We start from the raw sequence: 19,229 nt of genomic DNA on the forward strand, positions 1-19,229 counted from the left end.
TCTTTGCTACGGGATAACACCATGTCTGACGAACATCACAGCGGCCTGCTTTACGGCCTTGAACAGCGGATCCCACCGCTTCCGGCCTTTTTTAGCGCCCTCCAGCATGTGCTGGCGGGTCTGGTGGGGATCATCACGCCGCCGCTGATCATCGGCGCCACCCTCGGACTTGGCGACTGGCTGCCGTATCTCATCAGTATGTCGCTGCTGGCTTCGGGTATCGGTACCTTTCTGCAGTCCAACCGGGTCTGGGGCATTGGCGCCGGGATGATCTGCATGCAGGGCACCAGCTTCGCCTTTCTGGGCGTGGCGGTAGCCGGAGGGATGTGGGTGAAAGCGCAGGGCGGCGGGCCGCAGGATATTATGGCGATGCTGTTTGGCGTTAACTTTGTCGCCGCCCTGGTGCCGGTGATTGTCAGCCGCTTTATCGAACCGCTGAAGAAAATCTTTACCCCTATCATTACCGGCAGCGTGATTGCGCTGATCGGCATCAGCCTGATCAAGGTCAGCGTCATTAACTGGTGCGGTGGGGAAAAGGCGCAGGATTTCGCCAGCATGAGCAATATCGCGCTCGGGGCGGGTACCCTTGGCGTTATCGTCCTGCTGAGCTGCGCCAAAAACCGCTGGCTGCGGCTCTCCTCGGTGGTGGTGGGCATTGCCGTGGGCTGTGTGGCGGCAGGGCTGAGCGGTCAGTTCCATCTTCACAGCCTGGGCGATACCCTGTTTCGCCTGCCAACGCTGTTCCCGTTTGGCTTTCAGTTTAACAGCGCGATATTTCTGCCGGTGGCGCTGGTGTCGCTGGTGTGTATTCTGGAGGCGGTGGGCGATCTGACGGCCAACTCGCTGATTTCACAACAGTCTGTTGACGATCGCGCTTTCCGCAACCGGCTGAAGGGCGGTATCCTGGCGGATGGCGTCAGCTGCATGGTGGCCGCAATGCTCAGCGCCTTTCCAAACACGACTTTCGCGCAGAACAACGGCGTGATCCAGATGACCGGGGTGGCCAGCCGCTATGTCGGACGCTACATTGGCGTAATTCTGATCCTGCTCGGGCTGTTCCCGCCGGTGGGCGAACTGTTGCGGCAGATCCCGGCGCCGGTGCTGGGGGGCGCTACGATGGTGATGTTTGGCTGCGTGGTGGCGGCCGGGATCCGGATCATTACCCAGAACCCGCTCACCCGACGCGATGTGCTGATCGTGGGACTGGCGTTTGGTGCGGGTCTTGGCGTGGAGTCGGTGCCGGCGTTTCTCAGCCATTTTCCGCCGATGGTCGGCGATCTGTTCGGTTCCGCGGCCACCAGCGGTGGGCTGGTGGCGATAGCGCTGAACCTTGTTCTGCCGCAGGAGCAGGCGGCGACGAAAACGATAAGGAGTCAGGATGATCGCGCTGAGTCAGTTTAACAGCCTGAGTGGCGATGAGGCAGGGGAGCTGCTGGCTCCCTGTGTGGCGATCCCGGCCTGGAGCGATAAGCTGGTGAACTTGCGTCCCTTCGCCAACCGTGAAGCGCTGCTGCAGGTTGCCCGGGAAGCGATGGGCGACTGGGGAGAGAACGATCTGAACGCGGCGCTCAGCGCCCATCCGCGGATCGGCGAAAAACCGAGCGGCAGCCAGGCGCACGCGACGATGTCGCGCCAGGAGCAGTCGGCGGTGGACAGCGATAATGAAAGACTGGCGCAGGCCCTGCGGGAGGGGAATGCCCGCTACGAAGCCCGCTTTGGCCGGGTGTTTTTAATCCGCGCCAAAGGGCGCAGCGGCGAAGAGATTCTGCAGGCGCTGACGCGCCGGCTGCAGCATACCGCTGACGAAGAAGTGGCTGAGGCGCTTGCCCAGCTGCGGGAAATTACGATGTTAAGACTGGAAGGAGCGATTGGCGAATGAGCACCCTGAGCACCCATATTCTGGATATTTCCACCGGCACGCCGGCTGAAGGCGTCGCGGTCAGCCTGAGCCGGGAGGGCGAGACCCTGGCGAACCTGGTGACCAACGCCCAGGGGCGTATCGCCAGCTTCAGCTCCGCGCCGCTGCCGGCGGGGCGCTACCGTTTAACCGCGGAAACCGGGGCGTGGTTTGCCCGTGCCGGGCGCGATAGCGTTTTTACCCGGGCGCAGATTGATTTTGTCATTGGCGAGGCGGCAGAGGACCATTTCCATCTGCCGTTTCTGATCGCCCCGGGCGGGTGGTCGACCTACCGCGGCAGCTAAGCCCGGCTGCGCGTTGCCCGAGTGACAGCCATTGCCGAGCGGTGCTGCGCTTGCCCGGCCTGGATGATGATGAAACTGGTAGCGACAGCCCGTAGGCCCGGTAAGGCGCAGCCGCCACCGGGCAGACCACGTTGCTCCGGCTGCCATCCCTTCTGCTTTATCCCTACGTAAGGATAATCATTGACCTATCCCCACCAGGGGATAAACTTGACATTATCCCTTGCAGGGTATAAAACCAGTTTTATCCCGATAGGGGGATAAATGATGGTGAGGAACAAGGCGATGAATTCCCCGCAGATATACAGTCCGGTTCAGCTGGCCAATTACCTGAAACTGCTGCGCCAGCAAAATCACTGGACTCAGGAGGCGCTGGCCAGCCGGATCGGCATTAAACAGGCGACGCTGTCCAATTTTGAAAATCACCCCGACAAAACCACCTTAACCACCCTGTTTAAGATCCTCCAGTCGCTGGGGGTGGTGATGACCCTGAACGCCAAACCGGCAGAGACGGCGATGATTCCCGATAACACCACGGATCTTGACTGGTAATGGCGACGCTCACCACCTGGATGAACAATGCGCGCGTGGGAACCTTAACCCGCCAGGCCAACGGGGCGCACAGTTTCCGCTATGATGAGGAGTGGCTGCGCAGCCCGCGCGCCAGACCGCTCTCCCTCTCGCTGCCGCTGCAGTATGGCAATATTACCGCCGACGCGGTGTATCACTATTTTGATAACCTGCTGCCCGACAGCCCGCAGGTCCGCGAGCGGATCGTCAGGCGCTATCAGGCGCGTTCGAAACAGCCGTTCGATCTGCTGGCCGAGGTCGGGCGGGACAGCGTAGGGGCGGTGACTCTGCTGCCGCCGGGGGAAGAGGCGCATCTTGCCGCGTTGCGCTGGCAGACGCTGGATGAGGCGCAGCTGACCGCTTTGCTGACCGCCTACCAGTCGGATATTCCTCTCGGGATGGTGACCGGCCAGGACGATTTTCGGATCTCGGTGGCCGGCGCTCAGGAGAAAACCGCGCTGCTGCGAATGGGCGAGCACTGGTGTATTCCGCAGGGCACCACCCCGACCACCCATATCATTAAACTGCCCATCGGCGAGATAAAGCAGCCCAATGCGACGCTGGATCTGCGTGAAAGCGTGGATAACGAATATCTGTGCCTGGCGCTGGCCAGGGCGTTGGGCCTGGCGGTGCCGGAGGCGGAGATTATCAACACGCCGCGGATCCGTGCGCTGGCGGTGACCCGCTTCGACCGGCGCTGGGCGCAGGAGGGGCGCGTGCTGCTGCGTCTGCCGCAGGAGGATCTGTGTCAGGCATTCGGCATACCGTCGTCGATGAAATATGAGTCTGACGGCGGGCCGGGTATCGCCGCGATCATGACCTTTCTGCTGGGCTCCAGTGAGGCCCTGAAAGATCGCTATGACTTTATGAAGTTCATGGTGTTCCAGTGGCTGACCGGGGCAACGGACGGGCATGCGAAGAACTTCTCGCTCTTTTTGCTGCCCGGCGGCAGCTACCGGCTCACGCCGTTCTACGACATTATTTCGGCATTTCCGGTGCTGGGCGGGACGGGACTGCATCTGCGCGACCTGAAGCTGTCGATGGGGCTCAATGCCACAAAAGGGCGGAAAACGGAGATTAACGCTATCTATCCGCGTCATTTTCTGGCGACCGCCAAAGCGGTTAACTTCCCCTGGGAGCAGATGCTGGCGATCCTGGGCGAGTTTGCCGACCGCGTGCCGCAGGCCATCGAAAGCGCCCGCCGGACGCTGCCGTCGGACTTTTCCGCCCACGTCTGGCGGGCCATCACGGAGAACATGCTTAAACTGCACGCCCGCCTGCAGCAAGGGCTGCTGGCGGGATAGCGAAGCCGGTTGGCGGTTAGCTCTGCGGCGGCCCCCAGCGGCTGCGCAGGTAGTTAACCGCCTGGCGGGTCTGCGGCTGATTGAGGTTGTTTTCGCGGAACAGGATGGTGCCCTGGATCTGCGGCAGGGACTCATTGAGGTCGAGCTGTTTTTTCAGCTCCGGCACGCCGCCATCCACCGTCCAGTCAGGTTCATTTTTGGACGGTTCACCCACCTTGTACAAGGCCACGCCGATATACAGCCGGGTATGCGTCGGCTTGACCACCTCGGCCCACCAGTTGGCCAGCACATCGTAGCGCGCCGCATCGCGGGCAAACGGCCAGTAAATCTGCGGGGCGATGTAGTCGAGCAGCCCCTGCTGCACCCAGCTGCGGGTATCGGCATAGGATTCATCATAGGCGGCCGCGCCACGGGTATCAGACCCCGCCGGATCGTGGGAGCGGTTGCGCCACACCCCGGCCGGGCTCACGCCAAACTCGACGTTCGGATTGAGTTTTTTAATGGTCGCGGAGACCTGGGCAATAAGCTGCTGAGTGTTATGCCGCCGCCAGTCGCCCTTCGAGGCATAGCCCTGCCCGTAACGACGGAAGGTCTCGTTGTCGTTAAGCGGGGAAGAAGCGGTTTCGGTGTAGAAATAGTCATCGAACTGCACGCCGTCAATCGGGTAGTTCTGCACCACTTCAGCGACAATGCTGGTGATCCAGTCACGCGCTTCGGGAATACCCGGGTCGAGAACAAAGCGATCGCTGGCGGTGCGGATCCAGTTACGGTGCAGGACGAACACGCTGGCCGGCACCTGAGTGAGGGTGTTGTTCAGCTCGGCAATCGTCGACGGTTTGGTGTTGACCGAGACGCGGTAAGGGTTAAACCATGCGTGGACCTTCATGCCGCGCTTGTGCGCTTCATCCAGCATAAACTGCAGCGGATCGTAGCCGGGGTATTCGCCGATTTTGCCGGTCAGCATATCGGACCACGGCAGAATATCCGACCGCCAGAGCGCCGTACCGTCCGGTTTCACCTGGAAAAAGACGGTGTTGATCCCCAGGCGCTGCAGATTATCGAGTTTGGCGATCAGCGCCAGCTTCTGCTGGGTGATGCGGCTTTCCGGCGTACTGGCGATAATTGACCCGACCGGCGGCCAGTCAAGGCGCGAGACGGTGGTCAGCCAGACGCCGCGTACCGGCTCCCGGTGCGTCTGACCGGCTTTAACGGCCGCGCTCTTCGGCGGCGTGACGAGGGATTTGGGGGCCTTACTGGTGCAGCTGAACAGCATGCCGGCGGCGATGAGCGCCGCGCCTGCCAGCGCCACTTTGCTGGCTAGGGGGAATCGACGAGAATGGCTGATGATGAACTCCCGTGTAATCAGATCGTCGCGTGTAGGCGCTATTCTCTTACGATTCGCCGGCCAGAGCAATTCCTTGATAGGACTGTTGACATCAGGTGGGAGAGGTCAGTCGGGCTCCCACGCCAGAATATCGCCAGGCTGACACTCGAGCGCCTCGCAGATGCGCGACAGGGTATCAAAGCGGATGCCTTTGACTTTTCCCGACTTGAGCAGCGACAGGTTCTGTTCGGTAATGCCTACAAAGGCCGCCAGCGCCCTGGACGTCATCTTTTTTTCCACCAGCAGTTTGTCCAGATTCACCACCACAGCCATCGTTAAATAAACTCCTTATTCTCTTCTTCCGCACGGATCCCGTGGAGCATGGCGTGAAATGTCACAAACAGCAAGCTTCCTGTCAGAAGCAGCACCCCGTCGCTGAGCAGAAACACCACCTGGTAATAAGGCTGCGGCCACCAGGCGAGCAGCGGGATCAGAAAGCGGCACACCGGCAACAGGATCCCCATGCCCACCATGGCCAGAGCGATGTAACGAACGCTGTGCGCCAGGGAGAGGCTGAGCACGCTGCGCTGGCGGACGCTACGGGTTACCTTCATGCCCTGCCAGATAGCGAACGCGAACAGCCCGGCCGGAAGATACAGCAGGGCCAGCAGCAACAAACGTCTCGCCATCCCCGGCGTCCGGGCCGGGTTGTCGGTTAACGGCACTTCAGCAAAGTGCAGCAGGGTGGAAAGAAAATATCGTTCGCCGGTAAAGAAAATCCACAGCGGCACGATCAGGGCGAGCATAAAAAAGAGGGGCAGTATGCCGCTAATAATAGCCAGACTCAGCCGGGTTCTGGATTGCTTCACAATTTACCTTCCTGATTGATGAGAATAATTAAAGCACCAGCCGCGTCAAGCATGACATAAGGGCCACGGCGAAGACAACGCTCATCGCCCGGACGCCGCGTCGACGGCTGGCAAACCACGGACGGGTCCAGACGCGGTAGAGGCTGAGGGTGATGAACGATGCCTGGATGGTCCAGGTCAGCATCCGAAACAGGTAGCCCATTTTGCCGAGATTCTGCAGGGTCTGGAAAACCTCGGCGAGATAAATAACCCCGGTCACCAGCAAAACATAATTGAGCAGGCGTATTTTTCGCTGCGCCAGCCAGTCGCCGGAAATAAACAGGATCACCGACAACAGCGTTAACAGCGCCCAGAGGATGTCAATTCCGTTCATTACGCGCCTCCTGTTCATCAGGGGTGGCAGCCAGTAAGAGCTTGATGGCAGGCCCGATCACCGGCCAGGCGGTATCGGAGAGGATCACTACCGCGGTCTGTCGCTGTCGGTCGAAGGCCATCATTGCCGCAAAGCCGCCACTCTGCCCGTCATGCCAGACGATCTCCCGTCCGCGGACGCGGGTAGTGAACCAGGCATAACCCACCCGGGAATCGGGATCATCGGTGGCGAACAGGGGGGGCATGCCTTCACTGCCCGCCAGGTTTCCTGCCAGCAGCGCCTGGGCATATTTCGCCATATCGACAATCGTGGCGCGTACGCCGCCGGCGGGGGCGAAGGCATCCATCACCCATGGCTGCTGAGGAAAACCAGAGACAGACCAGCCCGCGGCAAACGACGGCGAGGCTGGGGTATTCTGCCGGGCCACTTCCGCGCCCTGCATTCCGGCGGGGGCAAAGACCCGTTGCGCCATCAGTGTGGCAAAATCGCGATGAGACGCCCGCTCCAGCGCCAGTCCGAGCAGGGCAAACCCGGCGTTGGAATAATCAAACCATTTCGTCGGCTGCAGAGTGGCCTGGTTCATCATCGCGATCAGCGCGGGTCGATCGTAGCGCCAGGGATTCTGCCGCCGGGCAATGTCGCTCAGAATAGCCAACCGCTGCCCAACCGACGCGGTAAGCGGTGGCAGTCCTGAACGGTGAGAAACCAGTTGCTCCAGGGTAACGTCCCGAACCGGGCTGACAATCTCCGGGACCAGCGCCGACACCGGCGTCTGCGCGGTGACTTCGCCGCGGCGAATAGCCTCCAGCAGCAGGCTGGCGGTCATGGTTTTGCTCAGGCTGGCGATCTCATACTGCGTCGTATACTCGCTCCCCCACAGGCCGTAACGCACCCCCTGAGGCGTAATCAGCGCTGCGGCGACCTGTCCGCGGGCGCCATTGAGCAGGGGCGTTAATATCGAGACCAGCTGTTTATCCCCCGTCGTCCGGGAGCTGGGGGGATGAAAGCCGGGCTGCAGGGCGATCCCCGCCGCCACAATGACGGTAAAAACCAGCACGGCGGCAATGATCTGTCTGTCCCGGCGATAGCGGTTCCAGCGCATGTTTTCTCCTTAACGCGGTACGACATCCAGGTGAGGGAATACCGTTTCTCCCTGGTGTTAAAGTGAGCGCAGGTTAGCCTGGTGTTTATCGTTTTACAATAAATTTTTATCGTTTTATGATTAACTTTATGAGGAGTAAAGCAGACACACCCGGCGCGGTGTGGAGAACGCGGGGGGCAATAGAGGCCAGGGCATAAAGTGCGCTGACGAAGGGCGGTACTCGCCAGCGAGAAATGTCGGCTATGCCGATATACCGGGAGAAGAAAACTTAGCGGATCCGCGACTGCTCGTCGTCGCGTAGCGTCAGCACCTCAAATCCGTTGGCGGTGACGGCCACGGTGTGTTCCCACTGCGCGGAGAGTTTTTTATCGCGGGTGACGACCGTCCAGCCATCCTTTTTGGTCTTGATACGACTGTCGCCCTGGTTCACCATCGGTTCAATAGTGAATACCATGCCTTCCCGCAGCACCGCGCCTTCACCGGGCCTGCCGTAGTGCAGCACCTGCGGCTCTTCATGCATTTCCTGACCGACGCCGTGACCGCAGTATTCTCTGACCACGCTGTAGCCATGGTCCTCGACCCAGCGCTGAATGGCATGGCCGATGTCGCCCAGCGTCGCGCCAGGTTTCACCACCTCAATGCCTTTCCACATGGCTTCATAGGTGGTCTTTACCAGCCGGCGAGCCAGCGGGGAAACGTCGCCTATCAGGTACATCTTACTGGAGTCAGCGATCATGCCCGCTTTCTCGAGGGTGATATCGACGTTAACGATCATCCCGGAGCGCAGATGCTCGGTCGCCTTCGGGATCCCATGGCAGACCACATCGTTAATTGAGGTGTTCAACACATAGGGAAAGTCGTATTGCCCCTTGCTGGCCGGGCGGGCGTCCAGCTGGTTGACGATAAAATCTTCCACTCGATCGTTGATTTCCATCGTCGTCACGCCGGGGACGATAAAGGTATCCAGCATGTCAAACACCGATGCCAGCAGCTGGCCGGCATGGCGCTGGCGCGCGAGCTCATCGGCGGTTTTAATGATTATTGATGGCATTGATCACCTCCAGCAGACGGTCAGAGCCGGATTTCAGCATCAGCAGTTTGATCTGCTGGTGGTTAAGCTCGGGGTAGAGTTCGCTCATCATGCCCAGGCGGATCCAGTATTCCGCCTGGGCATTAACGGAGCGGGACATGGCTTTGCTGGCATCACGAATGTCATCGTGCAGCAGATCGGAGATTTTGACGATTCCCATAGAAACAGACCATATATGATTCGTAGATGTATCGTATACAAACCAGCTCGGGATGTCCTTGGCATTTTGTGGCGTGGGTGACGAGCGTCATGCAAAAAAGCCCGACCAGCGGGCTTATTTACCGTATTTTTACAGGTTAAAAATTCGCGCGGCTCACCATGGCGAAAATTACCCATTAGGTTATTGGTATGCGGAATGAAAATAACATGATGACGACGCATCAATATATTTTATGCAGGTGTTAATTTTGCGTATGAATATTCTCCCGTCAGGCCGGGAATCCGGGAAATTTACAGCGCGTCAGTGAGTTTATCCACCACCACTTTACCCGCATTATCGAACTGCGTAATGCGGAAGCTGTCGCTCCAGGAGCGGCGAGTGGTGAAGCGGTCAAACAGGGATACCCGGCCTTTACGCTGGCCATCTTTACTTAAAATAACCCATTCAGTTACCGAAGAATAATGCTGACTATTGTCATGACGACTCTGTTGTTCAACCAACCGATCTTCTTTTTCCACTTTTAAATAATCACGCAACATATTTAACCTCCATAGAAAGTATTATTAACATTACTCCTTTTATTTATTCTTTCAATCAAACTTTTTAATCAATAAAAGTAACTATTAGTGGGCGACCTAAGTGCGAAAATCGCCGAGGTTATCCCCCCGAAGATGGTCTGGCCCACTACGCTTAAAAGGAGTATCCGCCGCGCGATCGGCGGTTGTCCGGGCCGGAAAGGCGACCATAAAACACCTTAACCTTGTATTCATTATGGGCGTGATTCTGTTATATCTAATGCGTTTTGCCACGACCGAGCCACAGAGAGCGCTGTACCATGAGTAACGATCACCTGACGGACATTGCCTATCGCCACTTTATTGAAAGTGTTAAAGATTATGCCATCTATATGCTGAGCGCCGACGGGACGGTCATTAGCTGGAATGAGGGCGCCCGCCGGGCAAAAGGGTACCTGAGCGATGAGATCATCGGTCGCTACTTTGGTCTCTTCTATAGCGAAGCCGAACAACTCTCCGGGGTGCCGGCGAATAATCTGCAAATTGCCCTGCGTAGCGGGCAGTTCGAAGGCGAAGGCTGGCGGTATCGTAAAGATGGCTCCCGGTTCTGGGCGCATGTCATGATCAATGCCATCCGCGATGAGCAAAATAACCTGCTGGGCTTTGCCAAAATTACCCGCGACATCAGCGAACAGAAGGCGATCAATGACCGCATCGCGTGGATGGCGCGTTACGATGCGCTGACCGGTTTACCCAATCGGGTGGAGTTCTTTGAGCGGGTGGAAAAGCTAATCACCGGGAATGACGCCCGCCGCTTTGCCGTTTTCACCATCGATTTAGATAAGTTTAAAGAGATTAACGATCTGCAGGGCCATCTTATTGGCGATCAGCTGCTGCAGCGCGTGGCAGGCGCCGTACTCAAAACGCTGCAGAAGGAGGAGATGGTCGCCCGCTTCGGTGGCGATGAGTTTGTGGCCGTCAAACCTTTTGCCGATGAAAGCGAGGTGGACGCCTTTGCCGCCCGTCTCTGGCACTGCTTCAGCGGTAAGCAGACGTTTGCCGCGACGGAAGTGATCCTTTCCGCCAGCATGGGTATCTCCGTCTACCCGGAGGACGGGACGGATATTAATACGGTTCTGAGCAATTCCGATCTGGCCATGTATCGGGCAAAGAGCAGTCTCGACCACAAAATTTGCTGGTACGAACGCGAGATGGACGACAAGACGCGGCAGCGGAATATGATGGCCGCCGACATCCGCCGCGGTATTCAGGCGGGGGAGTTTTCGCTTCACTATCAGGCGATCCGCAATATTAAAGATCGTCGCATCACCGGTTATGAAGCGCTGTTGCGCTGGCAGCATCCTCAGCTGGGCGCTATTCCGCCGGACGTGTTTATTCCCATTGCCGAAGAGAGCGGCGCCATCGTGCCGTTAGGCTACTGGGTGCTGGAGCAGGTGTGTAACGAAGCGCTGGAAAAGGGTCTCAACAGAAAAATTTCGGTCAATATCTCGCCGGTGCAGCTGCGTCATCGTAGCTTTATCGAAAAAGTCCGCGAGATCCTGATGCGTACCGCCTATCCGGTCAGCCTGCTGGAGTTTGAGGTCACCGAGACGGCGTTTATCGTGAACAAGCAGCTGGCATTCAGCGTCCTGCATCATCTGCAAAAGATGGGGATCAGTATCGCACTGGATGATTTCGGCACCGGCTACTCCTCCCTGAGCATGCTGCGCGATTTTCATTTCGACGTCATCAAGCTCGACCGCAGCTTTATGCTGGATGTGGAGAGCAATCCCCAGGTCCGCTCATTCGTGCGGGCCATTATTTCGCTGGGCAACTCGATCAATACGCCGCTTATCGCCGAGGGCGTGGAAACCGCAGGACAACTGCAGATCCTCGAAGAGGAGGGATGTGACGAAATGCAGGGGTTCCTGTTCGGCGAGCCGGTCGATATTAAACACCTGCCCGATCAGCGCTGAATCGCCCGCCGTCCGCTGGTGGGCGCAAGGTCATCACTGATGCGCAAGCGCTGCCTGCCCGGAAAGGTGCAGCAGCGCGGAGCGCAGGGAGACCTCAAACATCTGACCATGGGTCAGCCCAGGGTAGCGCCAGAAGGCCACCCGCAAGCCGTTGTCCGCCAGTTGCTGTTGGGTCTGACGCAAAACCGCCAGGGAAGCCACGTGCCCGGACGGCTCTCCAGGGGCTTTGCCATCCCCCTCCAGCAGATACAGCGATTTCCCGACGAAAGCCGCGGCATCGATGTTGTTGCTGTCTTTAAGCGGAGACTCGAGTGCCTGGCCGAGCGACGGGCTGGTGGAATAAAAGATATGGAACAGGTCGCTCTTACGCCACGCGTCGAGTACAAACAGTCCGCCATAGGAGTGACCCCAAATAGCGCGCTGGCGGGGATCGATTTTCAGCTTAGCTTCTGCTTGCGGAACCATCGTTTCGCTCAGCAGCTGGCGAAACAGGTCATTACCCCCGGTTTTTCGCGGCGGCAGCGCGGATTTTCCGGCGCGAGGTTGATGCGTCTTAAGCGGCGGAGTGTAATCCCAGGCCCGGGCTGCGGTATCGAAGGGCAGCGCCGTCTGGTAACCAATAGCGACGATGACCGGCGGGGAACCAGCGGAGAGCTGTTGCAGAAACGCGTCGTTGAGTTTATCCATCACCGCGTTGCCGTCCAGCATATACAGCACCGGATAACCGGCGGCCGGCGGCGCTTTATCCGGCACCGCGGTCCACACCCGGTAATGGCGTTCGCCATCGGCAGAGTCGTACTGGCGCTGGGTAAAATGGTAGAAAGCTGACCCTTTGTCCGCAATATTCGGCCCCAGCGGCTGCAGATCCGGCCGGGCGAAACTGCCGCTGCTGTAGAAGAGCGCGGCGCCTATCGCCAGCGTCAGCAATCCGTGCGCCTGCCGCGCTGTGATGATCCCTGAATCCTGCTTCACCTCGTCTGTCCCCCATTTTCTGTCATCTGGCGTTTTGCCTGGGCTGACACGTTAGCATAGCTTCATTGATAATGGTTCTCATTTCTTTTCATGCGCGCTGTAGCAGGCTGCATGCCGCTAAGGCTGGTGGCGGAATCAGTCTAACAGGAGGAGAGATGGCCGCCTGTCGGCGGCCGTGAGAGAAAAGTCAGGACCGATCGTGAAGGGTGCTAAGCAGTTTTTTGACCAGCGGGGTAAGCGCCATAAACAGCAGCGCAATAATGACAATCAATAAGATAGTCAGACCTTTATGGTGATTGATAAGCACCAACAGCATTGCCAGCGTCATGGGCATGCTCCTTTAATAACGGTATTCAGCGCCGCTGAGGTGAATGAAATTCAGCAGAATGGTCATCACCACCCAGGCCAGCAGCAGAAAGCGTCGTCTGTCGCGTCGCGCTTCCAGGGCGGCGAAATAATTAGCGCTATACCAAGTCGATATAATAATAGCCAGCGTGATGATGACCTGCCAGACCGCCTGACGATAGCCTGTCACGATGCTTATCCCGCGAAAGCAGAGGACGATCGCGATACCATTAAGCGCGTTACACATCAGCCATCCCCACAGGCTTGCGGGCCGGCTAAATAAATATCCAAATCGTAAAACCAATGTCGTATACACCTTTCCAAAATAATCGCGCTGTAAAATGCATTTTAACGCTGGAGGCAGTATTGATATAAATCAAAACTAATGGGATAGCGCAGGAATCACTGGCGCACGGCACTCACGGCCTGAACAGCAAAGCAAAGGATGCAAAGACTTTTAATGGTTAAAATGCTGTTTTTATTGGTCATTTTCCCATATTGAATAAGATCTGTCGCATAATAAATAGAGTTGATAGCCATTCGATATGCGTTAATTTCCCCGGTTATTATTGTGAGTGACGTGATAACGGAGAAAATTAGATTTTTCGTAATGCTTGCTTTCTGCGAGACCAATAAAATAAGGCGATGGCCGGGGGCAGAGCCCCGGCCGGTGGCGCACTTAACGCGGTAGCGCGTTATGCTGGAGGATCTTCAGGAAGTCATTTTTGTCGGAGATTAATGACAACGCATTCGCGATCAGCTCATCGCTGAATATCGAGGCAATTTCTTTGAGCACGTCAATATGCTCTTTCTCTTTCGCAATCACGCCAATGGCAATAAACATCACGTTGCCGCGATCCCAGATAACGCCATCAGGAAACTGATAGATCTCAATCCCGGTTTTAAGAATGATATCCGTCGCTGATTTCGGCAGATGCGGCAGGGTGATGCCATTGCCCAAAAAAGTGGAAACCTGATGTTCACGCTCCAGCAGAAAGTGAACGCACTCCTGATTGACATAGCCTTTGGCTTTACACTCTGCGCCAATCATGGCGATGACTTCCGCTTTATTACTGGCCTTGCAGCCGATGTGGAGATTATCCAGCGTGATGTTATCGATCATAGCCAACCTCCCTGGTGAGACGAGTAGATTTTTTATCCTCATGATTCGCTGACAGCTCCGCTTCTAACTGCTCCAGCGATTTATTGGAGGTCTCCGGCAGGGCGAACACCACGAACAGAATCGCCAAATAGTTGATGGCCGCGAAGATAAAGAAGACCGGCCCAAGGCCCAGTTTCGCCTGCAGCAGCGGGAACAGGTAGCTGACCACCGCGTTCATGATCCACATGAAAAATACCGAGATCCCCATCGACAATCCGCGGAATTTCAGCGGGAACAGCTCGGCTAACACCACCCAGGTGATAAAGCCCATCGAACCCTGCATCACGCCGACGAACAGCGCACCCAGCAGCCAGATAGCGGTGGCTTTGAGGTCGCCCACGAGGGTGTAGTCGACTGCGGCGATAATCAGGTGCAGCGTGGCCATAATGGCGAAGCCGTAGATAATGATCGTCTTACGCTTAAAACGATCGACGAGAAACAGCACGCCAATCAGCATACCGCCGACGGAGAAGACGCCGTTCAGCACGTTACAGATCAGCGAGGTACGCTCTGAGAAGCCGGCGGCACTCAGGATTTCCGTGCCGTAATACATAATCACGTTCACCCCGGTGGTTTGCTGCAGCGCGGCCCAGGTAATGCCCACCAGCAAAATTTTGAGGATCCATGGCGTTTTGAGGATAGTGGTGAAGGTGTTCTGGGTGCTGAACTTATTGCCGGCTTCAATTTTGATCAGGGTGGAGATGTCGTCGAATTCTTTCTGCGCGCGTTCCGCCGGGCGGATCTGTTTGAGAATATGCAGCGCTTCCTCGTGGCGGTTTTTGCTGATCAGCCAGCGCGGACTTTCCGGCGCGCGCCACATGCCAACAAACAGGCAGATAGCGGGGATCGCCTGCACCAGCAGCATATAGCGCCAGACGTCCGGCAGATGGCCCCAGATGATGCCAATGATCGCGTTAATGGCAAACGCCGCCAGCTGGCCGATAACGATGGCGACTTCATTCAGGCCGGTCAGCTTACCGCGCATCTCGGTGGGCGCCACTTCAGAAATAAAGGTGGGGGCGGTGACCGAGGCGCCGCCGACGGCGTAGCCCAGCAGGGCGCGGGCAATCAGCAGGGTAGTGATATCGGGAGCCGCGGCGGAAAGCAGGGCGCCGATAAGAAAAACAAAGGAGAGGAAGAGCAAGTATTTGCGCCGGCCGAAGTAGTCGGCGAACTTACCGCCAAACACGCTGCCCAGCGCGGCGCCGATCAGCAGGACACTCATTACCAGCCCTTCGGTGGTCGGGGTCAGCGCCATGTACTGCTTCAGTGAGGAAAAGGCGCCGTTGATAACGCCGGTGTCGTAACCGAAAAGCAGGCCGCCGAAGGTGGCCACTAAGGTGATCTGATGAAGTCGTTTTCTCTGTTGCTGGTTCAGGTTTGTTATAAATGACATGGTAGTCCCTTTATTTTGTTGAACGACACAAGATAAAAATACATCTCCCCAGTCAGGATTTATCACGCCTGTGTTGTCGTATCTAACTGAATTAAATGATTTTCTTCTTTGTGTAATTGCTCAGCACAAGGCAGGGTACGCTAAGCAATGGCGGTCAAAGAGGTTTACGGCTTGGTGTTGGCATGGATGTCGTCGATATCCGTTCTCCTTTTCGGGTTAGCGGTCTTCAGTGCGTCGGCAGCGCCGACGTTGGCCGCAGGACAGCGCCCTGGTGTGGCACGTTGCTGTCGTTCCGGCGATTTACCGTGCTAAGAATATGGCACAAAGAAATGGAATGAGCATGCTACAAGATCACATTATGAAAATTTAATTTCAAATCGGTGTTGCAGGAAGGTAAATACATGAAGCGAATCACAATGGCATGCGGCAGTATATCCCTATGAAATGCGGGTTAAATTTGCGAGCTAGTAATAATGATGTTGTTTTCAGTGGGTTAATGTAACGCAGAGAATACAACGCAGATCACATTTTTACGCCATAATATCGAAGAATAGAATTTATATTTCATTACTCTGTTCAGGGAAAATAGTGGCTGGCGATGCTGTGATGTCAGTCTGGCCTGGCGTCGCGCAGGCCATTGACGCGTTGGCGCTGAGGGAGGCTATGGAAGGAGGTATCGCGGGATGGATGCCGGCGATAACCCTGCCGAGAGGGGCTCTCACGGCAGGGTTGTGGCAAAAAATCAGTGCAGCGCGGGCCAGTAACCTTCGTTGGCGACGATCAGCTCATCGAGAATCGCTTTCGCCACCGCGGCGCTGGGCACCGTTTTTGACAGGGTGATGGCCTGCCACAGTTTCTGGTAGCTTTTCTCAATCCAGGCGTCAACGACCAGCTTCTCCACCGCCACCTGCTGCTCCATCAGTCCTTTCTGGAACGAAGGGATTTTTCCCATCGCCAGCGGTTCCGGGCCGTTGACGCCCACCAGGCAGGGGACTTCCACCATCGCCGTCTCGTCAAAGTTGGCGATCGCCCCGTTGTTTTCCACGATCAACAGCATCCGCTCCTGGGTGTTAAAGGCGATGGCGCAGGCGAGGTCGACGATGAAGGTGGCATGGGCCCCGGCATGGAAATGCGCGCCTTCCGCGGTGCCGCGACGAGTGATCTCCCGGGCCATATCGAAGACCTCTTTTTCACGTCCGGCCATCACTTCGTTAGCCCGCGTAAAGTCCGGGTCAGAGTGGGCTACCTCGTAGTCAGGATAGAGGTAGTATTTCAGATAAGTATTAGGCAACGTCAGGGGATCGAGGGCAAACACATCCTTCACTTTTTTAAAGGTTTCGATCCAGCTCGGCGCTTTATGCTGAAAATCTTCTTTTGGGCTACTGTAACCCTGCTCCGCCACGTGACGCTTGAGCGCCGGCATCAGATCGTTACCGGCTTTATCGGTGATGCTGGTCCACCAGCCAAAATGATTGAGGCCATAGTAGCGGACGTTCAGCGCCTTACGCGACGGCAGACCGAGGATATCGGCAAACAGCCCCTCGATGGCCACCGGCATATCGCAGATGTTGATGATGCGCGCGTCGGGCCGCAGGCGACGGGTCGCTTCCGCGACGATGGCCGCCGGGTTGGAGTAGTTAAGCATCCACGCCCCCGGGGCGTACTGCTGCATATAATCGACCAGCTCCAGCACGCCGGCAATCGAGCGCATACCGTAGGCGATCCCTCCCGGCCCACAGGTTTCCTGACCCGGCACGCCATATTTCAGCGGGATTTTTTCATCCTTTTCCCGCATCTCATACAGGCCAACGCGAATATGCGCCATCACAAAATCCACGTCGGTGAAGGCCGCCTGCGGATCGGTGGTATAGCTGAATTTTACCTGCGGGAAGCGTTCCGCCACCAGAATGGCGCAGGCGTCGCCGATGGTCTTCTGACGCTCGTGATGGTTATCGTACAGACGGATCTCCCGCAGGGGAAAGCGCGCCATATTTTCCAGCAGCATCATGACAATCCCCGGCGTATAGGTACTACCGCCGCCGGCAATCGTGACCACAAAGTTATCTTTCATTTACCACCTCGTTATTCAGTTACACCCAGACTGGCGTTGACCGCCGTTCGAATTTTGTTAACCCCCAGGCCGTAGATCACCTGAACATGATTGCCTTTAATCAGCACGCTGCTCCCGCCGCTCTCTTTTAACAGCGTCTGCTGGATGAGTGCGGGGTCGCGCACATCGACCCGCAGGCGGGTAAAACAGTTTTCCACCGCACAAACATTTTCTTTGCCGCCCAACCCCGCAATCACCATCGCGCCTTTGTCAGACTCGCCATTTGCCGGATCCGTCTGTGGGGAACGCACCGCATCGGCAGCGGCTTCGCGCCCCGGGGTAAGCATTCGCAGGCGGGTAATACAGAAGGTGCCGACCAGGTACATGGTGGCGGTCTCCAGCAGCCCGAGGGCGACAAACACCGGCCAGCGCGTCACGCTAGCGCCGGCGGGCAGGTTATAGACGACAAAATCGATAAGACCGTTGGTGGCGCAGACCCGCACGTGAAGCAGCCAGGCCAGCATCTGGAAAAAACCGTCCAGCAGGGAGTAGATAAGCCACAGCAGCGGGGCGGTGAAGATGAAGAGAAACTCAAAAGGTTCGGTGATCCCCACCAGCACGGAGGTGACAATTAAGGGGATCAGCGTGACTTTGAGCCGCTGTTTATTCTCCGGTTTCGCCGTGCGATAGAAAGCGAGCGCCATACCGGCGGTGCCGAAAATCTTCACCATCCCATAGGTCAAAAACCGGGCGGAATCACTGAGCGCGTCAACGGGATGACGGGCGATTTCGGCGAGAAAAATAGGCTTGGCGCCAATGACGGTCTGGCCATCAATCAGCAACTGACCGCCGATAGAGGTAAAGACGAACGGCGACCAGATCAAATGATGCAGCCCGGTGGGGATCAGGAACCGGTTGAGAAAGCCGTACAGGAAGACCCCGATGGCGCCAAAGGATTTCATAAAGCCGGTCAGCGCCGAGATACCCAGCTCCACCACCGGCCAGAGATAGACGGTGGCGATAGCAAACAGGCCCACCAGCGGCAGCATCACGATCAGCACCAGCTTGCTGTTGCCGTAGATCGACAGCGCGCCGCGAAACTCAATGCCAACCACGCGATTGTGAACAAAGGCGACGGCGCAGCCAAGGATAATACCGAGGAACACGCCCATATCGATGACCTGAAAACCGAAGATATAGGTTTGTCCGCTGCCATATAGTTGCGCGTTGGTGGCTCCGGTCGCCAGACGATGGGTCAGGGTCAGCCAGCTGTTGTTCGCCGCCAGATAGACCAGCCAGGTCATGGCCGCCACGAAAGCGGCTTCGGCTTTGCGGGTTTTCGCCAGACCGCTGGCCAGTCCGAGGCAGAACAGAAACCCGAGATTGTTCATCAGCGCCCAGAGCATGCTGGAGACGAATTTCCCCAACAGATAGATTCCGCTGCTTTCATCCACCCACAGCCGGTTGGTGGTCATGCTGAACAGGGCGATCAACAGGCCGATAGCCGGCAGATACAGCACCGGCCCGATCATCGCCTTGGAAAAGTCCTGAAGCTTTTTCACGCCAATCATGGTTGTCCTCTCGTCTTCATCGCCCGCTGTCATCACCTGATCAATAGGCTTATCAGACTAGGAGCAGACCACCGGGATCCCGAGCAGGAAAAAGGCCATCTGTGACGAAAGTCATATATATTGTTGCAGGAGAGATATATAAATATAGCCATTTTTATAGATGAGTTAACGCTGCTTATGGCGCGTGAAAATTAATTTTTATGAATAAATACAATGCATTAAATGCAGCTGCATTTGACGTCACTCCTCTC

General features: G+C 56.9%; 21 protein-coding genes. 6 read left to right on the plus strand and 15 right to left on the minus strand.

Annotated elements, in window-relative coordinates; all coding sequences use genetic code 11:
- Positions 1-21 precede the first annotated feature (21 nt).
- The 5 genes from ACLEXF_RS03790 to ACLEXF_RS03810 all read left to right on the plus strand — a co-directional run bounded on the left by ACLEXF_RS03790 (position 22) and on the right by ACLEXF_RS03810 (position 4,073).
- Entirely contained in the window at positions 22-1,401 is a 1,380-nt protein-coding gene (locus ACLEXF_RS03790) for a nucleobase:cation symporter-2 family protein (protein WP_017900377.1), read from the plus strand.
- Positions 1,379-1,879, plus strand: a complete 501-nt coding sequence (gene uraD / locus ACLEXF_RS03795) for a 2-oxo-4-hydroxy-4-carboxy-5-ureidoimidazoline decarboxylase (protein WP_017900378.1) — start codon at positions 1,379-1,381, stop codon at positions 1,877-1,879. The genes ACLEXF_RS03790 and uraD overlap by 23 nt, the downstream gene beginning before the upstream one ends.
- Entirely contained in the window at positions 1,876-2,202 is a 327-nt protein-coding gene (gene uraH / locus ACLEXF_RS03800) for a hydroxyisourate hydrolase (RefSeq protein WP_053810395.1), read from the plus strand. The genes uraD and uraH overlap by 4 nt, the downstream gene beginning before the upstream one ends.
- Positions 2,203-2,484: 282 nt before the next feature.
- A complete protein-coding gene (gene hipB / locus ACLEXF_RS03805) occupies positions 2,485-2,751 on the plus strand; it encodes a type II toxin-antitoxin system antitoxin HipB (RefSeq protein WP_004205921.1) in 267 nt (88 codons plus the stop codon).
- Entirely contained in the window at positions 2,751-4,073 is a 1,323-nt protein-coding gene (locus tag ACLEXF_RS03810; protein WP_407259798.1) for a type II toxin-antitoxin system HipA family toxin, read from the plus strand. Before hipB ends, ACLEXF_RS03810 begins: the two co-directional genes overlap by 1 nt.
- A 16-nt stretch (positions 4,074-4,089) precedes the next feature.
- On the opposite strand, the gene ACLEXF_RS03815 is transcribed toward ACLEXF_RS03810, so the two are convergent.
- The 8 genes from ACLEXF_RS03815 to ACLEXF_RS03850 form a co-directional block, all read right to left on the minus strand.
- Positions 4,090-5,382, minus strand: coding sequence for a glycoside hydrolase family 10 protein (locus ACLEXF_RS03815; protein WP_023318214.1), 1,293 nt, complete (start codon positions 5,380-5,382; stop codon positions 4,090-4,092).
- A 141-nt stretch (positions 5,383-5,523) separates the two neighbouring features.
- A complete protein-coding gene (locus ACLEXF_RS03820; RefSeq protein WP_004205917.1) occupies positions 5,524-5,730 on the minus strand; it encodes a helix-turn-helix domain-containing protein in 207 nt (68 codons plus the stop codon).
- Positions 5,731-5,732: 2 nt separating this feature from the next.
- Positions 5,733-6,266, minus strand: a complete 534-nt coding sequence (locus ACLEXF_RS03825; protein WP_407259797.1) for a DUF2975 domain-containing protein — start codon at positions 6,264-6,266, stop codon at positions 5,733-5,735.
- A 28-nt stretch (positions 6,267-6,294) separates the two neighbouring features.
- A complete protein-coding gene (locus ACLEXF_RS03830; RefSeq protein ID WP_004205915.1) occupies positions 6,295-6,639 on the minus strand; it encodes a hypothetical protein in 345 nt (114 codons plus the stop codon).
- Entirely contained in the window at positions 6,626-7,741 is a 1,116-nt protein-coding gene (locus tag ACLEXF_RS03835) for a serine hydrolase domain-containing protein (protein ID WP_048294850.1), read from the minus strand. The genes ACLEXF_RS03830 and ACLEXF_RS03835 overlap by 14 nt, the downstream gene beginning before the upstream one ends.
- A 268-nt stretch (positions 7,742-8,009) precedes the next feature.
- Positions 8,010-8,792, minus strand: coding sequence for a type I methionyl aminopeptidase (gene map / locus ACLEXF_RS03840; protein WP_049093365.1), 783 nt, complete (start codon positions 8,790-8,792; stop codon positions 8,010-8,012).
- Positions 8,773-8,991 (minus strand): ParD-like family protein, encoded by a 219-nt coding sequence (locus tag ACLEXF_RS03845; RefSeq protein WP_002904808.1) that lies wholly within the window; start codon positions 8,989-8,991, stop codon positions 8,773-8,775. The genes map and ACLEXF_RS03845 overlap by 20 nt, the downstream gene beginning before the upstream one ends.
- A 290-nt stretch (positions 8,992-9,281) precedes the next feature.
- Positions 9,282-9,530 carry a hypothetical protein gene (locus tag ACLEXF_RS03850; RefSeq protein WP_004205912.1) on the minus strand — a complete coding sequence of 83 codons (249 nt, stop codon included), beginning with the start codon at positions 9,528-9,530 and terminating at the stop codon, positions 9,282-9,284.
- A gap of 296 nt (positions 9,531-9,826) precedes the next feature.
- Here ACLEXF_RS03850 and ACLEXF_RS03855 point away from each other — a divergent pair, with 296 nt between their 5' ends.
- Complete coding sequence (locus ACLEXF_RS03855; RefSeq protein WP_017900386.1) at positions 9,827-11,482, plus strand: putative bifunctional diguanylate cyclase/phosphodiesterase; 1,656 nt, start codon at positions 9,827-9,829, stop codon at positions 11,480-11,482.
- A gap of 33 nt (positions 11,483-11,515) precedes the next feature.
- Here the strand turns inward: ACLEXF_RS03855 and ACLEXF_RS03860 are convergent, their stop codons facing one another.
- From ACLEXF_RS03860 to ACLEXF_RS03890, 7 genes are all read right to left on the minus strand, one after another.
- A complete protein-coding gene (locus tag ACLEXF_RS03860) occupies positions 11,516-12,454 on the minus strand; it encodes an alpha/beta hydrolase (RefSeq protein WP_032426155.1) in 939 nt (312 codons plus the stop codon).
- Positions 12,455-12,641: 187 nt separating this feature from the next.
- Positions 12,642-12,782, minus strand: a complete 141-nt coding sequence (locus ACLEXF_RS03865) for a hypothetical protein (RefSeq protein WP_004205909.1) — start codon at positions 12,780-12,782, stop codon at positions 12,642-12,644.
- A 12-nt stretch (positions 12,783-12,794) separates the two neighbouring features.
- On the minus strand, positions 12,795-13,046 hold the full coding sequence (locus tag ACLEXF_RS03870) for a hypothetical protein (RefSeq protein WP_004205908.1): 252 nt from the start codon (positions 13,044-13,046) through the stop codon (positions 12,795-12,797).
- 432 nt (positions 13,047-13,478) lie between these two features.
- A complete protein-coding gene (locus tag ACLEXF_RS03875) occupies positions 13,479-13,922 on the minus strand; it encodes a PTS sugar transporter subunit IIA (protein WP_004205906.1) in 444 nt (147 codons plus the stop codon).
- Positions 13,912-15,357, minus strand: a complete 1,446-nt coding sequence (locus ACLEXF_RS03880; protein ID WP_004205904.1) for a sugar porter family MFS transporter — start codon at positions 15,355-15,357, stop codon at positions 13,912-13,914. Before ACLEXF_RS03880 ends, ACLEXF_RS03875 begins: the two co-directional genes overlap by 11 nt.
- A 742-nt stretch (positions 15,358-16,099) precedes the next feature.
- Positions 16,100-17,428 carry a 6-phospho-alpha-glucosidase gene (locus tag ACLEXF_RS03885; protein WP_004205902.1) on the minus strand — a complete coding sequence of 443 codons (1,329 nt, stop codon included), beginning with the start codon at positions 17,426-17,428 and terminating at the stop codon, positions 16,100-16,102.
- An 11-nt stretch (positions 17,429-17,439) separates the two neighbouring features.
- On the minus strand, positions 17,440-18,978 hold the full coding sequence (locus ACLEXF_RS03890) for a PTS transporter subunit EIIC (RefSeq protein ID WP_004205900.1): 1,539 nt from the start codon (positions 18,976-18,978) through the stop codon (positions 17,440-17,442).
- Positions 18,979-19,229: the final 251 nt, after the last annotated feature.

Origin of the sequence: Klebsiella pneumoniae complex sp. WS1778 (assembly GCF_049472055.1) — a bacterium.
Classification (GTDB): domain Bacteria; phylum Pseudomonadota; class Gammaproteobacteria; order Enterobacterales; family Enterobacteriaceae; genus Klebsiella; species Klebsiella quasipneumoniae.

What these genes read in the sequence shown, in the direction of transcription:
- ACLEXF_RS03835 (WP_048294850.1), bottom strand. Translation starts at nt 7,741, where the DNA reads ATGCGCTGGAACCGCTATCGCCGGGACAGACAGATCATTGCCGCCGTG.
- ACLEXF_RS03890 (WP_004205900.1), bottom strand. Translation starts at nt 18,978, where the DNA reads ATGATTGGCGTGAAAAAGCTTCAGGACTTTTCCAAGGCGATGATCGGG.
- ACLEXF_RS03875 (WP_004205906.1), bottom strand. Translation starts at nt 13,922, where the DNA reads ATGATCGATAACATCACGCTGGATAATCTCCACATCGGCTGCAAGGCC.
- ACLEXF_RS03855 (WP_017900386.1), top strand. Translation starts at nt 9,827, where the DNA reads ATGAGTAACGATCACCTGACGGACATTGCCTATCGCCACTTTATTGAA.
- ACLEXF_RS03885 (WP_004205902.1), bottom strand. Translation starts at nt 17,428, where the DNA reads ATGAAAGATAACTTTGTGGTCACGATTGCCGGCGGCGGTAGTACCTAT.
- ACLEXF_RS03865 (WP_004205909.1), bottom strand. Translation starts at nt 12,782, where the DNA reads ATGACGCTGGCAATGCTGTTGGTGCTTATCAATCACCATAAAGGTCTG.
- uraH (WP_053810395.1), top strand. Translation starts at nt 1,876, where the DNA reads ATGAGCACCCTGAGCACCCATATTCTGGATATTTCCACCGGCACGCCG.
- ACLEXF_RS03790 (WP_017900377.1), top strand. Translation starts at nt 22, where the DNA reads ATGTCTGACGAACATCACAGCGGCCTGCTTTACGGCCTTGAACAGCGG.
- ACLEXF_RS03870 (WP_004205908.1), bottom strand. Translation starts at nt 13,046, where the DNA reads ATGTGTAACGCGCTTAATGGTATCGCGATCGTCCTCTGCTTTCGCGGG.
- ACLEXF_RS03810 (WP_407259798.1), top strand. Translation starts at nt 2,751, where the DNA reads ATGGCGACGCTCACCACCTGGATGAACAATGCGCGCGTGGGAACCTTA.
- ACLEXF_RS03845 (WP_002904808.1), bottom strand. Translation starts at nt 8,991, where the DNA reads ATGGGAATCGTCAAAATCTCCGATCTGCTGCACGATGACATTCGTGAT.
- ACLEXF_RS03830 (WP_004205915.1), bottom strand. Translation starts at nt 6,639, where the DNA reads ATGAACGGAATTGACATCCTCTGGGCGCTGTTAACGCTGTTGTCGGTG.
- uraD (WP_017900378.1), top strand. Translation starts at nt 1,379, where the DNA reads ATGATCGCGCTGAGTCAGTTTAACAGCCTGAGTGGCGATGAGGCAGGG.
- ACLEXF_RS03850 (WP_004205912.1), bottom strand. Translation starts at nt 9,530, where the DNA reads ATGTTGCGTGATTATTTAAAAGTGGAAAAAGAAGATCGGTTGGTTGAA.
- hipB (WP_004205921.1), top strand. Translation starts at nt 2,485, where the DNA reads ATGAATTCCCCGCAGATATACAGTCCGGTTCAGCTGGCCAATTACCTG.
- map (WP_049093365.1), bottom strand. Translation starts at nt 8,792, where the DNA reads ATGCCATCAATAATCATTAAAACCGCCGATGAGCTCGCGCGCCAGCGC.
- ACLEXF_RS03880 (WP_004205904.1), bottom strand. Translation starts at nt 15,357, where the DNA reads ATGTCATTTATAACAAACCTGAACCAGCAACAGAGAAAACGACTTCAT.
- ACLEXF_RS03820 (WP_004205917.1), bottom strand. Translation starts at nt 5,730, where the DNA reads ATGGCTGTGGTGGTGAATCTGGACAAACTGCTGGTGGAAAAAAAGATG.